At 65.5% G+C, this 15,883-nt stretch carries 17 protein-coding genes; 16 read left to right on the top strand and 1 reads right to left on the bottom strand.

Going from position 1 to position 15,883, the window contains the following annotated elements:
• Nucleotides 1-118 precede the first annotated feature (118 nt).
• From folB to ACLMAL_RS30120, 16 genes are all read left to right on the top strand, one after another.
• Nucleotides 119-490 carry a dihydroneopterin aldolase gene (gene folB, locus ACLMAL_RS30195; protein WP_328408492.1) on the top strand — a complete coding sequence of 124 codons (372 nt, stop codon included), beginning with the start codon at nucleotides 119-121 and terminating at the stop codon, nucleotides 488-490.
• A 99-nt stretch (nucleotides 491-589) separates the two neighbouring features.
• Nucleotides 590-1,135 carry a 2-amino-4-hydroxy-6-hydroxymethyldihydropteridine diphosphokinase gene (gene folK, locus ACLMAL_RS30190; RefSeq protein ID WP_328408494.1) on the top strand — a complete coding sequence of 182 codons (546 nt, stop codon included), beginning with the start codon at nucleotides 590-592 and terminating at the stop codon, nucleotides 1,133-1,135.
• Entirely contained in the window at nucleotides 1,132-1,608 is a 477-nt protein-coding gene (locus ACLMAL_RS30185; RefSeq protein ID WP_412002172.1) for a DUF3180 domain-containing protein, read from the top strand. The genes folK and ACLMAL_RS30185 overlap by 4 nt, the downstream gene beginning before the upstream one ends.
• A gap of 70 nt (nucleotides 1,609-1,678) precedes the next feature.
• Nucleotides 1,679-2,638 carry a DUF6779 domain-containing protein gene (locus ACLMAL_RS30180; protein ID WP_412002171.1) on the top strand — a complete coding sequence of 320 codons (960 nt, stop codon included), beginning with the start codon at nucleotides 1,679-1,681 and terminating at the stop codon, nucleotides 2,636-2,638.
• Nucleotides 2,639-2,823: 185 nt separating this feature from the next.
• Nucleotides 2,824-3,756, top strand: coding sequence for a Rossmann-like and DUF2520 domain-containing protein (locus ACLMAL_RS30175; protein ID WP_328412661.1), 933 nt, complete (start codon nucleotides 2,824-2,826; stop codon nucleotides 3,754-3,756).
• Nucleotides 3,756-4,709, top strand: a complete 954-nt coding sequence (gene panC / locus ACLMAL_RS30170) for a pantoate--beta-alanine ligase (RefSeq protein WP_412002170.1) — start codon at nucleotides 3,756-3,758, stop codon at nucleotides 4,707-4,709. The genes ACLMAL_RS30175 and panC overlap by 1 nt, the downstream gene beginning before the upstream one ends.
• A gap of 15 nt (nucleotides 4,710-4,724) precedes the next feature.
• Nucleotides 4,725-5,216 carry an aspartate 1-decarboxylase gene (gene panD, locus ACLMAL_RS30165; RefSeq protein WP_412002169.1) on the top strand — a complete coding sequence of 164 codons (492 nt, stop codon included), beginning with the start codon at nucleotides 4,725-4,727 and terminating at the stop codon, nucleotides 5,214-5,216.
• A gap of 5 nt (nucleotides 5,217-5,221) precedes the next feature.
• Nucleotides 5,222-6,019 (top strand): type III pantothenate kinase, encoded by a 798-nt coding sequence (locus ACLMAL_RS30160; protein ID WP_328408503.1) that lies wholly within the window; start codon nucleotides 5,222-5,224, stop codon nucleotides 6,017-6,019.
• Nucleotides 6,020-6,202: 183 nt separating this feature from the next.
• A complete protein-coding gene (locus tag ACLMAL_RS30155) occupies nucleotides 6,203-6,823 on the top strand; it encodes a cysteine dioxygenase (RefSeq protein ID WP_412002168.1) in 621 nt (206 codons plus the stop codon).
• A gap of 8 nt (nucleotides 6,824-6,831) precedes the next feature.
• On the top strand, nucleotides 6,832-7,254 hold the full coding sequence (locus ACLMAL_RS30150; protein WP_328412663.1) for a rhodanese-like domain-containing protein: 423 nt from the start codon (nucleotides 6,832-6,834) through the stop codon (nucleotides 7,252-7,254).
• A 297-nt stretch (nucleotides 7,255-7,551) separates the two neighbouring features.
• Complete coding sequence (lysS, locus tag ACLMAL_RS30145) at nucleotides 7,552-9,018, top strand: lysine--tRNA ligase (protein WP_328412665.1); 1,467 nt, start codon at nucleotides 7,552-7,554, stop codon at nucleotides 9,016-9,018.
• A gap of 116 nt (nucleotides 9,019-9,134) precedes the next feature.
• Nucleotides 9,135-9,494 (top strand): histone-like nucleoid-structuring protein Lsr2, encoded by a 360-nt coding sequence (locus ACLMAL_RS30140; protein WP_328408507.1) that lies wholly within the window; start codon nucleotides 9,135-9,137, stop codon nucleotides 9,492-9,494.
• Between the two features lie 213 nt (nucleotides 9,495-9,707).
• Entirely contained in the window at nucleotides 9,708-10,331 is a 624-nt protein-coding gene (locus tag ACLMAL_RS30135) for an FHA domain-containing protein (RefSeq protein WP_379069093.1), read from the top strand.
• Nucleotides 10,332-10,490: 159 nt separating this feature from the next.
• Nucleotides 10,491-11,162, top strand: coding sequence for a DUF1772 domain-containing protein (locus ACLMAL_RS30130; protein ID WP_412002167.1), 672 nt, complete (start codon nucleotides 10,491-10,493; stop codon nucleotides 11,160-11,162).
• Nucleotides 11,163-11,237: 75 nt separating this feature from the next.
• Nucleotides 11,238-12,179, top strand: coding sequence for an esterase/lipase family protein (locus tag ACLMAL_RS30125; RefSeq protein WP_412002166.1), 942 nt, complete (start codon nucleotides 11,238-11,240; stop codon nucleotides 12,177-12,179).
• Nucleotides 12,180-12,446: 267 nt separating this feature from the next.
• A complete protein-coding gene (locus ACLMAL_RS30120) occupies nucleotides 12,447-15,008 on the top strand; it encodes an ATP-dependent Clp protease ATP-binding subunit (RefSeq protein ID WP_412002165.1) in 2,562 nt (853 codons plus the stop codon).
• Nucleotides 15,009-15,071: 63 nt separating this feature from the next.
• Here ACLMAL_RS30120 and ACLMAL_RS30115 read toward each other — a convergent pair whose 3' ends face one another.
• Nucleotides 15,072-15,869: an LLM class flavin-dependent oxidoreductase gene (locus ACLMAL_RS30115; RefSeq protein WP_412002164.1), complete on the bottom strand. Its 798-nt coding sequence runs from the start codon at nucleotides 15,867-15,869 to the stop codon at nucleotides 15,072-15,074.
• Nucleotides 15,870-15,883: the final 14 nt, after the last annotated feature.

The raw sequence follows: 15,883 nt of genomic DNA, 5'->3' as shown, positions 1-15,883 counted from the left end.
GGTGGGGCTGGCAGTACTCATCGTGGCCATCAAATGGCTCGCGACCATGGCCATGCACCCACCGGAACCGAGAGATAACAACCCTATCTGTTCGGGTTGCAGAAGGGATGGTGCCCTAGTGAGCGACCGAATCGAGCTGCGCGGCCTGCGTGCCTTCGGCCATCACGGAGTATTCGAGCATGAACGCCAGGACGGGCAGGAGTTCATCGTCGACCTCACGGTGTCGGTCGATTTCGCCGTTGCCGCTGCGTCCGACGATCTCGCGGCCACCGTCGATTACGGCAGGCTGGCCGAACGGGCCGTGCGTATCATCCAGGGCCCGCCGCGCAATCTCATCGAGACGGTGGTCTCCGAGATCGCCGACGACGTAATGACCGATCCGCGCATCCAGTCGGTCGAGGTGGTGGTGCACAAACCGTCCGCGCCGATTCCGCATACCTTCGCGGATGTGCGGGTTGTCACCGCGCGGCACCGGGAGCGCGCGGCGTGACATTCCGCGATGATGCGCCGACGACCGGCGAGGTGTGTTCGTGAGCGAGCGAACCATGTCACAGCGCTCGATGGAGCCGAGCCGCAGCGAGGCGGCGTCGTGAGTAGGGCCGTGCTCTCGATCGGGTCGAACCTGGGGGACCGGCTCGCCCATCTGCGCAGTGTGATCGACGGTTTCGGACCGCGGGTCGTCGCGGTGTCGCCGGTGTATTCGACCGCGCCGTGGGGCGGGGTCGAACAGGAAGACTATCTGAATGCCGTTGTGCTGGTGGACGATCCGGATTTCGACTGCCGAGACTGGCTGCTCGGTGGCAGGCGGCTGGAGCAGGCTGCCGATCGGGTCCGCGAGGTGCGCTGGGGCGCAAGGACTCTCGACGTCGATGTGATCTGGTGTGCCGGAGCGGACGGTACCGCCTGCCGCAGCGCAGATCCGGAACTGACACTGCCGCATCCGCAGGCGCACAATCGGGCCTTCGTCCTCATCCCGTGGCTGGACGTCGAACCGGACGCGGTGCTCGAGGTCGACGGCATTACCTTGCCGGTGCGCGATCTGGTTGCTGGACTCGACGCCGCCGAACGCGCCGGCGTGCGAGCGACCGAGTTTTCGTTGGCATCGGCCAAGCCTGCGGAGGGGTCGTTGTCGTGAAGCTCAAACCGACCCGAATCTGGGATCTGCTGGCGAATGTCGTCACTGCGGCTGTCATCGCGTGGGTCGCCACCCGGCTGGCCTACAGCAATTTCCCGCCGATATCGATCTTTGCGGGCGCGTCGCTATACCCGGTGGCCGCGATCGAGGTGGCCCTCGCCTTCGTGATCCGCAGCCGGGTCAACGACCACGAGATCGGTAACGGCACCCACCAGCTGCATCCGATCACCGCGGCCCGCGCGGTCGCGCTGGCGAAGGCGTCCGCCCAGGTAGGGTCGCTCGCGGCCGGAGTCTGGCTGGGTTTCCTGTGCTGGGTGCTGCCGCAGCGCGGCACGTTGCGTGCGGCCGCGGCGGACAGTCCGAGTGCGGTCGTCGGCATGCTCGCGGGGGTGGCACTGGTTGCTGCAGCACTGTGGCTCGAGTATTGCTGTCGTGCGCCGGATGATCCTTCGGACGATCCAGCAACTACATAGCAAGTATTCTTTGCGGAATAGCCACGGCTGATTAGTAGCGTGGCTCGCCATCCACGCTACCCTGGCGTCCATGGTTTCACCCTCCCGTAGCAGCAGTTCCCGTCGGCGGCGGGACGATGCGGGAAAATTGTTCATTGGTGTCTTGATTCTGCTCGGTCTGGTTGCCAGCGTTTTCCTCGTTTTCAGCGACAGTCTGCAATTTGTCCGAATAGGCCTCGTTGCGGCCCTGTGGGCGGCCGTGGTCGGCGCCTTGGCTGCCACGCGGTACCGCAAAGAGGCCACGATAGACAAGGCGAAGGTTCGCGACCTGCAGACGGTGTACGAGCTCCAGTTGGAGCGCGAGATCACCGCCCGCCGCGAATACGAGCTCGGCATCGAGTCGCGCGTGCGCGCGGAGGTGGGGGCGGACGCCACCGAGATCGCCGCGCTCCGGGCCGAACTCACCGTGCTCAGGCAGAGTCTGCAGCGCCTCTTCGACGGCGATCTGCCGATGGACCGGCCCGCGCTGCGCGCGGACGCGACCCGGATTCACGAGCTCCCCAGCGCGCTCGCTGATCCGGCGAACGATAGCTCTGGGAATGCCGACGGTCGCGGGTACATGGGCCCTCAGCAACCACGCAGCAGTGTCACTCCGGTGTTCGTCGCAGATCATCCCGAGCCGCCGATGTTCGCAAGCCCTTTCGACGAACCGGTCACCGCCGAGACCGCCGTGGTCCCGCTCGAGTCCGACGACGAGCTGAGCGCCGCCGAGATCACCGACGTCGAGATCGATCGGCACTCCGAGCCGCTCCAGCCGACGCACGGCTGGGCCGATGCCTTCACCGAAGAGCCGCCGACCCCGATTCAGCCGCAGCCGGCGCCACAGCCGCAGGCGGCCCGCCCCACCACCTCTGCGCCACCGGTCGGCACCCCGACCTCCCGCCGCCGCCGCCGCGTCGACCCCGACGCGGACTCCGGCAATTCCTCGCGGCGTCTCTCGGTGGCCGAGATCATGGCGAACCTGCAGTCGGAGGAAAACGGCCGCAGATAGCAGCACTGCGGTGTAAATCACGCCGGTGCCGCATGGCATCGGCAAACTCGAGGCCGATATCCTCGTGACGTAACGTCCGGTACCCGCATGGCGGGACTGGAACGGATCAAGCGCTGGGACGGACGAGTGTCCGGCCATCGCACTTCGAGAGGACAACGTTGACCTCGAGTTCTGGCAACGAGCCGGTGCGTGCCGGCACCGAGCCTGCGGGCTTCGACCCCGCGCCCGCACGACTGACGGTGGGAATCGTCTCGGCGGGACGCGTCGGCTCGGCACTCGGTGCGGCACTCGAGCGCGCCGGGCACGTGGTGTTCGGCGTCGCCGCGATTTCCGATGCTTCCGTGCAGCGGGCGCGTACCAGGCTGCCCGATTCCGAGATCCTGCCCGTCGAACAGGTGGCGGCCCGCAGCGAGTTGCTGCTGCTCGCGGTGCCCGACGCCGAATTGGCCGGGCTGGTTCGTGGTCTCGCCGGTGCGGGCGTGGTGCGGCCGGGCACGATCGTGGCGCACACCTCGGGCGCCAATGGTGTGGCCGTGCTCGCCCCGCTCGCCGCGTTGGGCGCGCTGCCGCTGGCCATCCATCCCGCGATGACCTTCACCGGCCACGACGAGGACCTGGCCCGGCTCGGCAACGCCTGCTTCGGGGTCACCGCGGCCGACGAGGTCGGCTTCGCCATCGCGCAGGCCCTGGTGATCGAAATGGGCGGTGAACCGGTCCGCGTCCAGGAGGAGAACCGCCAGCTCTATCACGCGGCTCTGGCCCATGGCAGCAATCATCTCGTGACGGTGATCGTCGATGCAGTCGCCGCGCTGCGCACCGCGCTGTCCGGTCCGGGCCTGCTCGGCCAGCAGGTCGTCGACGATCAGCCGAACGGTTTGGCGGAGCGGCTGCTTGCCCCGCTGGCCTCTGCCGCGCTCGACAATGCGCTACGCCGAGGCCAATCCGCGCTCACCGGCCCGGTGGCGCGCGGTGACACGGACGCCGTTGTGGCGCATCTGGCCGCGCTGGAAGCCGTCGATACCCGGCTGGCCGCGGGGTATCGCGCGCTGTCGCTGCGCACGGCCGAGCGCGCCAAGACCAATCCTGCCCTGATCGAACTGCTGGAAGGACGCCGATAATGGATCCGAAATTGCGCGGTACCTTCCGGCCGGGCGAGCTGACCGTGCACCACGATCCCGCGGTGATCCAGGCGGTCTCGAAGGCGCTGCGCGGCGTCGGCCGCACCGTGGGCCTGGTGCCGACGATGGGTGCACTGCACGAGGGGCACCTGGAGATCGTGCGCCGCGCCAAGCGGACCAACCAGGTCGTGATCGTCTCGATCTTCGTGAATCCCCTGCAATTCGGTGCGGGCGAGGACCTGGACAAATACCCGCGCACCCTGGACGCCGATGTCGAGCTGCTCCGCAAGGAGGGCGTGGAATTGGTGTTCGCACCCAGCGCGGCCGATATGTACCCGGACGGCATGCGGACCACGGTGCATCCCGGTCCGGTCGGCGCGGAGCTGGAGGGCGCGAGCCGCCCGACGCATTTCGCGGGTGTGCTGACCGTGGTCGCCAAGCTGTTGCAGATCGCGAAGCCGACCGAGACATTCTTCGGTGAGAAGGACTACCAGCAACTCACGCTCATCCGGCAGCTGGTTCGCGACCTGAACTTCGACGTGAAGATCGTTGCGCTGCCGACCGTCCGAGAGCCCGATGGTCTCGCGCTGTCATCTCGCAATCGGTACCTGGATGCGGCGCAACGGGAATCGGCGCTCGCCCTGTCGGCTGCGCTGGCCGCCGGCAAGCACGCGGGCGGCCTGGGCGCGGACGCCGTGCTCGCCGCGGGGCGTGGTGTCCTCGATGCCGCGGCAGGCGTCGAGCTCGACTATCTCGAATTGCGGTCATCGACCCTCGGTCCCGCGCCCGCCAACGGAAATGCCCGGCTGCTCGTCGCGGCCAAGGTCGGCGCCACCCGGCTGATCGACAACACGGCCGTGGCGCTCGGTGCGCCGGTCGACGGCGGCCATCCCACACTTCCCGATTCGCGCGCAGCCGCGGACGACTCCCAGCCTGCCCAGGCCAACATTTAGGAAAGGGCGACGACGATGTTGCGCACCATGATGAAGTCGAAGATCCACCGTGCCACGGTGACCCATGCCGATCTGCACTACGTCGGCTCGGTGACCGTCGACCAGGATCTGCTCGACGCCGCCGATCTGCTCGAGGGCGAGCAGGTCTGCATCGTCGATATCGACAACGGCGCCCGCTTGGAGACCTATGTGATCGCGGGCGAGCGTGGTTCCGGCGTGATCGGAATCAATGGCGCCGCAGCCCATCTCGTCGACCCCGGTGACCTGGTCATTTTGATCGCCTACGGGATGATGGACGAGGCCGAGATCCGCGAGTACGCCCCGAAGGTGGTATTCGTCGACGATGCCAACCGTCCGACCGACCTCGGCTCGGATCCGGCGCATGCACCGGAGGGCTCCGGCCTGGTCACCCCCCGCACATTGACCGCCGCAGTGTCCGAGGCGCCATTCGCGGGGCCCGCCGTGGTTTCGCAGGCAGCCGCCTCCGTGCCCGTCGCGCACGTCTGACGGCCATGCTGCTGGCCATCGATGTCCGCAACACCAGCATCGAGCTGGGCCTTTTCTCCGGCAGCGGCACCCACGCGAAGCTCGCCAGGCACTGGCGGATGCACACCAATCCACTGCTGACTGCGGACGAGTTCGCCATGCAGGTGCGCGGCCTCGTCGGCGCCCAGGTGGAGGAAATCGTCGGGGTCTCGGCACTGTCGACGGTTCCGCCGGTGCTGCGCGAGATCCGGACGATGCTGCATCGCTATTGGGAGAATCTGCCGCATGTGGTGGTGGAACCCGGTGTGCGCACCGGAATTCCGCTGCTCGTCGACAACCCCAAGGAAATCGGCGCCGACCGTATCGTGAACACCCTTGCCGCACACCATCTTTACGGCACCGCCGCGATCGTCGTCGATTTCGGCACGGCGACCACCGTCGATCTGGTTTCGGCAAAGGGCGAATTTCTCGGCGGGGTGCTTGCGCCCGGTGTGGAGATTTCCAGCGAGGCGCTGATCGAGCGCGCCGCGCTGCGCCGGGTGGAGTTGGCGCGCCCGCGCTCGGTGGTCGGCAAGAACACCGTGGAGGCTATTCAGTCCGGCGCGATTTTCGGTTTCGCGGGCTTGGTCGACGGCCTGATCGATCGGATACGCGACGAATTCGATGCCTTTGCCGGCGATGATGTGACGATCGTCGCAACCGGTGCGAGCGCGCCGCTGATCGTCCCCGAGTCCGAAACAATCGACCACCACCAGCCGCATCTGACCCTGACCGGCCTGCGTCTGGTCTACGAACGTAACCAGCGCAGGAAGGGAACTGCTTGATGTTCCCGCTTTCCACTATTGGGAAGGCGAAAGGAAATCGAGTGGGCGGTTCACGCTCTGCTACACTCGCAACCGTGTATTTCCGTGTGCGCACCCAGGAGTGTTGTCGAGGCTGATCCAGCCTCGACCGTTCGAGGCTGACCAAGTCCCTCGACCGTCGATACACTTCCTGGAGATTCGCTCATGCGTTCTTCTGTTCTTTCCCTTTCTTCCGCACGGGACGCCCTTTCGGCTACCCCACCGCTGGATCGTGCTGTCGCACCCGCACTGCCGACCCGCCTGCGTCCCGCCGATCTGCTCCGGCTGACCGACGAGGGCGCCGAGGACGTGCTCAGCGGCCGCTACGACCATCTGCTCCCGGCCGAGGGGGTGTGGCCTGCCGAGGAACGCTGGGCGACCAGGCTGCTCGCCGACGACGAGGTCGATGTCTGGCTGATCAGCTGGACCCCCGGCAAATCCACCGAATTGCACGATCATGCCGGATCGCTCGGCGCCTTGACCGTACTGAGTGGCGCTCTGTGCGAATACCGTTGGAACGGAAAGGAATTGCGGCGCCGCACGCTCACCGCGGGTGATCAGGCCTCGTTCCCGATCGGCTGGGTGCACGACGTCATGCGTGCGTCTGCCGGCCCACGTCCGGTTACCGACAACACCGCCGAGTCCGTCGGCCCACTCGATCCGACGCTCAGCGTGCATGCCTATTCGCCGCCGCTCACCGCCATGTCCTATTACGAGGTCACCGGCCACGGCACCCTGCGGCGCACCCGAACCGTCCTCACCGACCAGCCCGAAGGCGATATGTAATGACCCGTTTGACCATCGATCAGATGCTGGACAACGCGCGGGCCCAGCTGAACCGGATCTATGCGTTCGAATTGCCGGAGGCGCTCGCACGGGGCGCGATTCTGGTGGACATCCGTCCCCAGGCCCAGCGCGGCCGTGAAGGCTCGCTGCCCGGCGCCCTTGTGATCGAGCGCAATGTCCTGGAATGGCGATTGGACCCCACCAGTTCCGCGCGTTTGGCACTGGCCGCCGATCACGATGTGGAATGGATCATCGTCTGCTCGGAGGGCTATACCTCCAGTCTCGCCGCCGCCGCGTTGCAGCAACTCGGACTGCATCGGGCGACCGATGTGATCGGCGGCTACCAGGCGATGAAGGCGGCGAGCCTGCTCACCATCGGAATCCAGGCGCCGCACTTCGCACGTGCGGTGGATGCGCTCGCCTCGCTGTAATTGCCGACGATTTAGTTCTATCTTGAAATAGTCCGTGGCACAGTGGGTTTCGTGTACGACCTGGTCTCGCGGGTGATCTCGGCCTGCGAAAAACCGGTCGCGGTCGCGCGCGGGAACCGCTGCCGGCTCGTTACTCTGCAGTAGTGCACGGGCGGCTCGCAAAACGATTTCCGGTGCCCGCTAGTGTTGTTGGATGTGAGCACCCCGAACACGCCCTCGTCCGGTCGCTCTGCGGGTTCGGTTCCTGCGGAGCAATCAAGCCCAACCGCGCCCGAAGTAGATGACGCGCCGGAGCAGATACGGATTCGCAGGGAGAAGCGTGAGCGCCTGCTCGCCGACGGTGGTGAGGCATATCCGGTCGTCGTGCCCCGCACGCATACCCTCGCCGAAATTCGGTCGGCCTATCCGGATCTGGCGGCGGACACGCAGACCGGCCTGCAGGCCGGTGTAGCGGGCCGCGTCATATTCATGCGTAATACCGGCAAGCTATGTTTCGCGACACTGCAGGAGGGTGACGGCACCAAACTGCAGGCGATGATCAGCCTGAACGGTGTCGGCGCCGATGCGCTCGCGGCGTGGAAGTCCGATGTGGACCTCGGTGACTTCGTTTTCGTGCACGGTGAGGTCATCTCGTCGCGGACCGGCGAATTGAGCGTTATGGCCGATTCCTGGTCCATGGCTGCCAAGTCGCTGCGGCCGCTGCCGGTCGCGCACAAGGAGATGAACGAGGAGTCCCGGGTTCGGCAGCGTTATGTCGATCTGATCGTGCGCCCCGAGGCCAGGGAAATGGCCAGGACCAGGGTCGCGGTCGTGCGTGCGATGCGCAATGCCTTGGAGCGTCGCGGATTCCTCGAGGTCGAGACTCCGATGCTGCAGACACTGCACGGCGGTGCGGCGGCCAGGCCGTTCGTTACTCGTTCGAATGCCCTCGATATGGACCTCTACCTGCGAATTGCGCCGGAACTGTTCCTCAAGAGGTGTGTGGTCGGCGGCCTGGAGCACGTCTTCGAGATCAACAGGAACTTCCGTAACGAGGGTTCGGACTCTACGCATTCGCCGGAGTTCGCGATGCTGGAAACATACCAGGCATACGGCACCTACGACGATGCACAGCGCATGACCCGAGAATTGGTGCAGGAAGTTGCGCAGGAGGTGTTCGGCACGCAGGTGGTGACTCTCGCGGACGGCACCGAATATGATCTGCGCGGTGAGTGGACAACAGTAGAGATGTACCCCTCGCTGTCTGATGCACTGGGTGTCTCGGTCACTCCGGAAACGTCGGTTTCGGAATTGCGCGCACTTGCCGATCGGGTCGGTCTGGAAATTCCGGAAGACAAGGGCTATGGCCACGGCAAACTTGTAGAAGAACTGTGGGAACACCAGTACGGCGACAAGTTGTACGCCCCCACATTCGTGCGCGACTTCCCGGTGGAGACCTCGCCGCTCACCAGACAGCATCGGAGCAATCCTGGAGTTACCGAGAAGTGGGACCTCTATGTGCGCGGCTTCGAGTTGGCAACGGGCTATTCGGAGTTGGTCGATCCGGTGATCCAGCGCGAGCGGTTCGTCGACCAAGCGCGGCTGGCCGCGCAGGGTGATGACGAGGCCATGCTCCTCGACGAGGACTTCCTTGCCGCGATGGAGCACGGCATGCCTCCGACAACGGGTACAGGTATGGGAATCGATCGGTTGTTGATGGCACTCACGGGATTGGGAATCCGCGAAACGATACTGTTCCCAATTGTGCGTCCAGTCACTCGCTGAGCATCGGATTCCATACCGCAGCTCCCCGTCTTGGAATTTTCGAAATTCGGGGTATTCTTGCCTCGGGTAATCGGCCTAGTATGCGGGTCGCACGATTTCGAGAGGACGTTCATCTCATGGCAAAGAAGGTCACCGTTAGCCTGATCGACGATGTCGACGGTGAGTCCATCGCGGACGAGACCATCGAGTTTGCGATCGACGGTGTTTCGTACGAGATCGACCTGTCGTCGGCAAATGCGTCGAAGCTGCGCGACGGGCTGGAAGAGTGGGTTTCGAGTGCTCGGCGCGTGAGCGGCCGACGTCGCGTCAAGGCTGCGGTCGCGGCGGCTGGAAGCCCGAAGAGCCGGGTCTCGATCGATCGTGAACAAAGTGCTGCAATTCGCGAGTGGGCGCGCCGTAATGGCCACAAGGTGTCCGCGCGGGGTCGAATCTCCGCCGACATCACCGATGCGTACAACAAGGCTGCGAAGGCCTGAGTTTCTCTATTTCGGGCTGCCGCCCGGGCAAATCGTGCGACGCCCGGGCGGCAGCTACTTTTTTTGATAGGTCTTCGATATGGCAAGAAGGCCGCACGCGGTGACGCTGCCGCGCCGGGCCGCCGCGATCTTGCTCGCCGAACCGGGACACGGCACCATGGAAACTGTGCAGACGATGTCACCGACGGTATGGAGAGATGGGGTATCGGGGCAGTGACTGCATTCGTCGGATCATTGTTGCGGTTCACTGATGACGAGGGACGTCAGCAGGAGCTGATGCTCACCGCGGACCAGCAGCGCATCACCATCGGCCGTTCCCCGCAGGCCGATTTGGCGTTGCCGTGGGACGCCGAGGTCTCCCGCCTGCACGCGGCCGTCGAGTATCTCGGTGCGCATTGGACCATCGTCGACGACGGCCTGTCCCGCAACGGCACCTTCATCAACGGCGAGCGGTTGGTCGGCAGGCGCCGGCTGATGGCGGGCGATCGAATTCGGGTCGGCACCTCGCTGGTGTCATTCCATGATTTCGGTGGCGTGGCCGATGAGGCCACCAGGACCTCGACCGGCTCGATACCGACATTGCGCTCACTCACCGAGACGCAGCGCGCGGTGCTGATCGCACTGTGCCGTCCGTACAAGAACGGGGCGGGCTTCGCCACCCCCGCCTCCAATCAGCAGATCGCCGACGAACTGTTCCTCAGCGTCGATGCGATCAAGACACATTTGCGTGCGCTGTTCGCCAAGTTCGGCGTGGAAAGTCTCCCGCAGAACCTCAAAAGAGTTCGCCTCGCAGGCCTCGCCATGCAGAGCGGTCTCATTTCCGACCGGGATCTGTGAGCCGTCCTTCCGTCCCATGGTGCGGGCTGCGACGGGCGTAGACGATCGCGTAGTCGGCCGAGCGTCTCAGCCATGGAGGGTCGTGCTCGGAGGCTGTTGACTAAGAGTCATGACGCGGAGCGACAAGGGCTCCGACAGTTCCACGGTAGGAGAAAAACCATGACCGCCTTTCGGATCGCAGCACTAGTGGCGGCCACGCTCACCACCGGCCTGATTGCCGGGCTGTTCTACGCCTACGCGAACTCGGTGATGCCCGCCCTGAATCGCACCGACGACCACGCCATGATCGACGTGATGCAGAAGATCAATGTGGTGATCATCAACCCGGTGTTCATGATCGGGTTCATGGGCACCGTCGCCTTCTCTGTCCTGGCGGCAGCACTGCACTTGGGCAAGGAGCATCGCACCACGCTGATCTGGATCGCAGTGGCCTTGGTGCTCAACATCATCGCCTTCGCGGTGACCTCCGGAATGAACGTCCCGCTGAACGATCAGCTCGCCGCCGCGGGTGACCCCGCATCGATCGTCGATCTGGCCCAGGTTCGCGCCGACTTCGAATCCGCATGGGTCCGTTGGAATATCGTGCGCGCCGTGTTCCACACCCTGGCCTTCCTCGTGCTGATCGGCGCGCTGTTCGTCGCGGGTATGCAGCACGCTCGCAGCACCGCCGCCGTGGCCGGTGCGTCGGTGGGTTCGGCGCCGGGCCGATTCGTCGCCCAGCAGGCGCCGCAGCAGGGTACACAGCCGCAGGTGCCCGGGCAGTTCTCCGCGCCGCAGGCGCACAACCAGTACTCCGCACAATTCGGCGCACCGGCTTACCGCCAGGCCTGATAGTCCGCGGTTTCGCCCCTGCCGGGGCCGAGTGCACGGTAGCTTCCTGGAACACGTTCCAATCTGGGAGGCTTCATGCGACGGGCTCCAGGCGCCGCATTCATCGCAACCGTGCTCGCCGCGCTGTGGATCAGCGCGGCGAGTTCCGCGCATGCGGAGCGTTATGCGGTCGACTACAACTTCTTCTCCGGCATCCCCGCCGAACTGATCGACCACGGTGGCTCGCTGCCGGGCTCCAACGACTGGTCGTGCCGCCCGAGCGCCGAGCATCCGAACCCGGTCGTACTCGCCCACGGCACCGGTGGTGGCGCGCAGACGAATTGGGGCGTGTATGTGCCGCTGCTGGCCAATGAGGGCTACTGCGTCTACTCGTTGACCTACGGCGCTTACGGGCTGCCCTGGCCCCTCTCAGCCGTCGGCGGGATGCTTCCGATGGAGCAGGGTGCGGCACAGTTCGGGGCGTTCGTCGATCGCGTCCTCGCGGCCACCGGTGCGAGCCGAGTCGATGTGGTCGGGCATTCCCAGGGCACGGTGGTGCCGAACTACTACGCGAAGCGATTGGGTGGCGCCGACAAGATCGACAAGTACGTCTCGATCGCACCGGCATGGCGCGGTACCAATGCTGGCGGCGCCGTCGAGATCGCCGCGTACGCCGACCGGCTCGGGCTCGGCCCCGCATTCGAGGCGACGGTGGGTTCGCTGTGTCGGGCCTGTGTGCAACTTCTCCAGGGTTCGCCCTTCCTGACCCAACTCAACAGCGATGGCATCTACGCGCCGACCATCACCTATACCAATATCGTCACCGCATACGACGAAATCGTCGTCCCGTACACCTCGGGGTTCGTCCCGGGGTCGAACGCAACTAACATTGTTGTTCAGGACGGGTGCGCGCTGGACTACTCCGACCATCTGGCGATCGCGGGCAGCCCACGTGCGGCACGTTACGTGCTCAACGCACTCGACCCTTCCCACCCGCGGGACGTCGGGTGCGAGTTTGTTCCCCCGTTCACGGGGTAGCGCGCATACGGCGAGCCGGGGCCGGGTCGGGTCCATGTTCGCTGAGGGCAAAACCTCGGTGGAAACGAATCCCGCAACGTTCACGTTATGAGTGAATGACCGTGCCGCCGCTGGTCCGCAATAGGGTGGACTGGAGGCGGCGGGAACCCCTGCCAACTAGAGTAGAGGCGGGGGCCGCAACCCCCGGGCTTCATGGCAGGCTGGCGCCACAGTCGAACACTGAAGCGTCGGACGCCATAGACGTCGAAGCAGGAGAGTGAGGGAGCGATGTTCGAGAGGTTCACCGACCGCGCGAGGCGTGTCGTTGTCCTGGCCCAAGAAGAGGCCCGGATGCTCAACCACAACTACATCGGCACCGAGCACATCCTGCTTGGGTTGATCCACGAGGGCGAGGGTGTCGCAGCGAAGTCGCTGGAGTCCCTCGGTATTTCGCTGGAGGGTGTGCGCAGCCAGGTGGAGGAGATCATCGGTCAGGGCCAGCAGGCTCCGTCCGGTCACATCCCGTTCACCCCGCGTGCCAAGAAGGTGCTGGAGCTGAGTCTGCGCGAGGCGCTGCAGCTCGGCCACAACTACATCGGCACCGAGCACATTCTGCTCGGCCTGATCCGTGAGGGTGAGGGCGTCGCGGCGCAGGTGCTGGTCAAGCTGGGTGCGGATCTCAACCGCGTGCGCCAGCAGGTCATCCAGCTGCTGTCGGGATACCAGGGCAAGGAGCCGGTCGAATCCGGTTCTCGCGGCGAGGCGGGCACTCCGTCCACTTCGCTGGTGCTCGACCAGTTCGGTCGCAACCTGACCCAGGCCGCGCTCGAAGGCAAGCTCGACCCGGTCATCGGCCGCTCGAAGGAAATCGAGCGTGTGATGCAGGTGCTGAGCCGCCGCACCAAGAACAACCCCGTGCTGATCGGCGAGCCCGGTGTCGGTAAGACCGCTGTCGTCGAGGGCCTGGCGCAGGCCATCGTCAACGGCGAGGTCCCCGAGACCCTCAAAGACAAGCAGCTCTACACCCTCGACCTGGGTTCCCTGGTCGCGGGTAGCCGCTACCGCGGTGATTTCGAAGAGCGCCTGAAGAAGGTGCTCAAGGAGATCAACACCCGCGGCGACATCATCCTGTTCATCGACGAGTTGCACACGCTCGTCGGTGCGGGCGCCGCCGAGGGCGCGATCGACGCGGCCTCGATCCTGAAGCCGAAGCTGGCCCGTGGCGAGCTGCAGACCATCGGTGCGACCACCCTCGACGAGTACCGCAAGTACATCGAGAAGGACGCCGCACTCGAGCGCCGGTTCCAGCCGGTGCAGGTCGGCGAGCCAACGGTCGAGCACACCATCAACATCCTCAAGGGTCTGCGTGACCGCTACGAGGCGCATCACCGGGTGTCCATCACCGACGGTGCGCTCGTCGCCGCCGCAACGCTGGCCGACCGCTACATCAACGACCGGTTCCTGCCGGACAAGGCGATCGACCTGATCGACGAGGCCGGTGCGCGCATGCGCATCCGTCGCATGACCGCTCCGCCGGACCTGCGTGAATTCGACGACAAGATCGCCGATGCGCGCCGGGAGAAGGAAAGCGCCATCGATGCGCAGGACTTCGAGAAGGCGGCGCGCCTGCGCGACAAGGAAAAGCAGCTGGTCGCCAAGCGTGCCGAGCGCGAAAAGCAGTGGCGCTCCGGTGATCTCGACGTGGTTGCCGAGGTCGACGACGAGCAGATCGCGGAGGTGCTCGCCAACTGGACCGGCATCCCCGTCTTCAAGCTCACTGAGGAGGAGACCACCCGTCTGCTCCGCATGGAGGACGAGCTGCACAAGCGGATCATCGGCCAGGAAGATGCCGTCAAGGCCGTCTCCAAGGCGATCCGCCGCACGCGCGCCGGCCTGAAGGACCCGAAGCGTCCGTCCGGTTCGTTCATCTTCGCCGGTCCGTCCGGTGTCGGTAAGACCGAATTGGCCAAGTCGCTGGCGAACTTCCTGTTCGGCGACGATGACGCGCTCATTCAGATCGACATGGGCGAGTTCCACGACCGCTTCACCGCATCGCGGCTCTTCGGTGCCCCTCCCGGGTACGTCGGCTACGAAGAGGGCGGCCAGCTCACCGAGAAGGTGCGCCGCAAGCCGTTCTCCGTGGTGCTGTTCGACGAGATCGAAAAGGCACACCAGGAGATCTACAACACCCTGTTGCAGGTCCTGGAGGACGGTCGTCTCACCGACGGCCAGGGTCGCACGGTCGACTTCAAGAACACCGTGCTGATCTTCACCTCGAACCTGGGCACCTCGGACATCTCCAAGGCCGTCGGTCTGGGCTTCACCCAGAGCAACGCCGAGGGATCGAACTACGAGCGGATGAAGCTCAAGGTCAACGACGAGCTGAAGAAGCACTTCCGCCCCGAGTTCCTCAACCGCATCGACGACGTCATCGTCTTCCACCAGCTCACGACCGAACAGATCGTGCAGATGGTGGACCTGATGATCGGCCGCGTCGCCGTGCAGCTGAAGAACAAGGACATGGCGATCGAGCTGGCCCCGCAGGGCAAGGCGCTGCTGGCCAAGCGTGGTTTCGATCCCGTGCTCGGCGCCCGGCCGCTGCGCAGGACCATCCAGCGCGAGATCGAGGATCAGCTCTCGGAGAAGATCCTCTTCGGCGAGATCGGCCCAGGACAGACCATTGTGGTCGACGTCGAGGGCTGGGACGGCGAAGGCTCGGGCGAGGACGCCAAGTTCACCTTCACCGGCAAGGCGACGCTGACCAAGGAGCCCGCGACCGAAGAGAAGCCGGAAGTCGTGCTGACCGCCGCAGGCGAAGGCGCCACCGAGGCAGCTGCTTCGGGCGAATAAGCTCCAGCCGCATCGAAAAGGCCTTCCCTCACTGGTTTCCAGTGGGGGAAGGCCTTTTTCGTGTTACTGCGCGAAGCTGGTCAGCATCGGTGCGAAGTCGCGGGCAAGGTCGCCGGGGACGACCAGTTCGTCGATTCCGTATTTCTCCCTTCGGGATTCGAGCACATCGACGATCGCGGCCGGATCGGAATCCAGCACACCCGCTGCCCCGTCGGCCCGCAGTTCGTCGGCGGTGAGGCCGAGGTGTGTGCCGAGCCAATATGGGAGCCGGTCGCCGATGCCGACCAATTGGTGGGTGAAGCGAATGTCGCGATCGGTGTTGTCGCGCACCACGCGCACCATCTCGGCCAGCTGTTCCTCGGTGGCCTGCGGGCTGGCTGCCAGCAGGATGCGGTCGGCGAATTCAGCTGCGGCGGCGAGCATTCGCGGGCCATTGGCCGCGACGACGATCGGCGGGGTCGGGTCGACCTGTGCGCGCACCGCGGCGACCGTTGCGGCGAGGATGCCGCGCCGCTCGCTTGCCGAGCCCCACGGCATGCCGAGCCGGTCGGCATCCGAGCGGGCCTCCGGACGCCCCGACCCGATGCCGAGCTCGAACCGCCCGTCGGAAAGCAGTTGCAGCGCTGCGGTTTCCCGCACGGTGGTGGCAGTGGTGCGCAGGGGTGCGGCAATCACATTGGGGCGCAGCCGCACCGTGGTGGTCACCGCGGCCGCGGCCGCGAGCGCCGGGAAGGGCGACGGGGTGTTGAGGGTGTCCGGCATCAGGATCGTCCGATAGCCCTGTTGCTCAGCGCCCTGGACGGCGCGCACCCAGTCGGTTCCCGAGCGCGGGCTGAGGACAATGCCGAAATTCATGCTCATGGTGGGGTCTCCCG

The sequence above is a fragment of the Nocardia sp. CWNU-33 genome, from assembly GCF_046764895.1.
Taxonomy (GTDB): domain Bacteria; phylum Actinomycetota; class Actinomycetes; order Mycobacteriales; family Mycobacteriaceae; genus Nocardia.
This window is presented reverse-complemented; position numbering and strand designations above follow the sequence as displayed.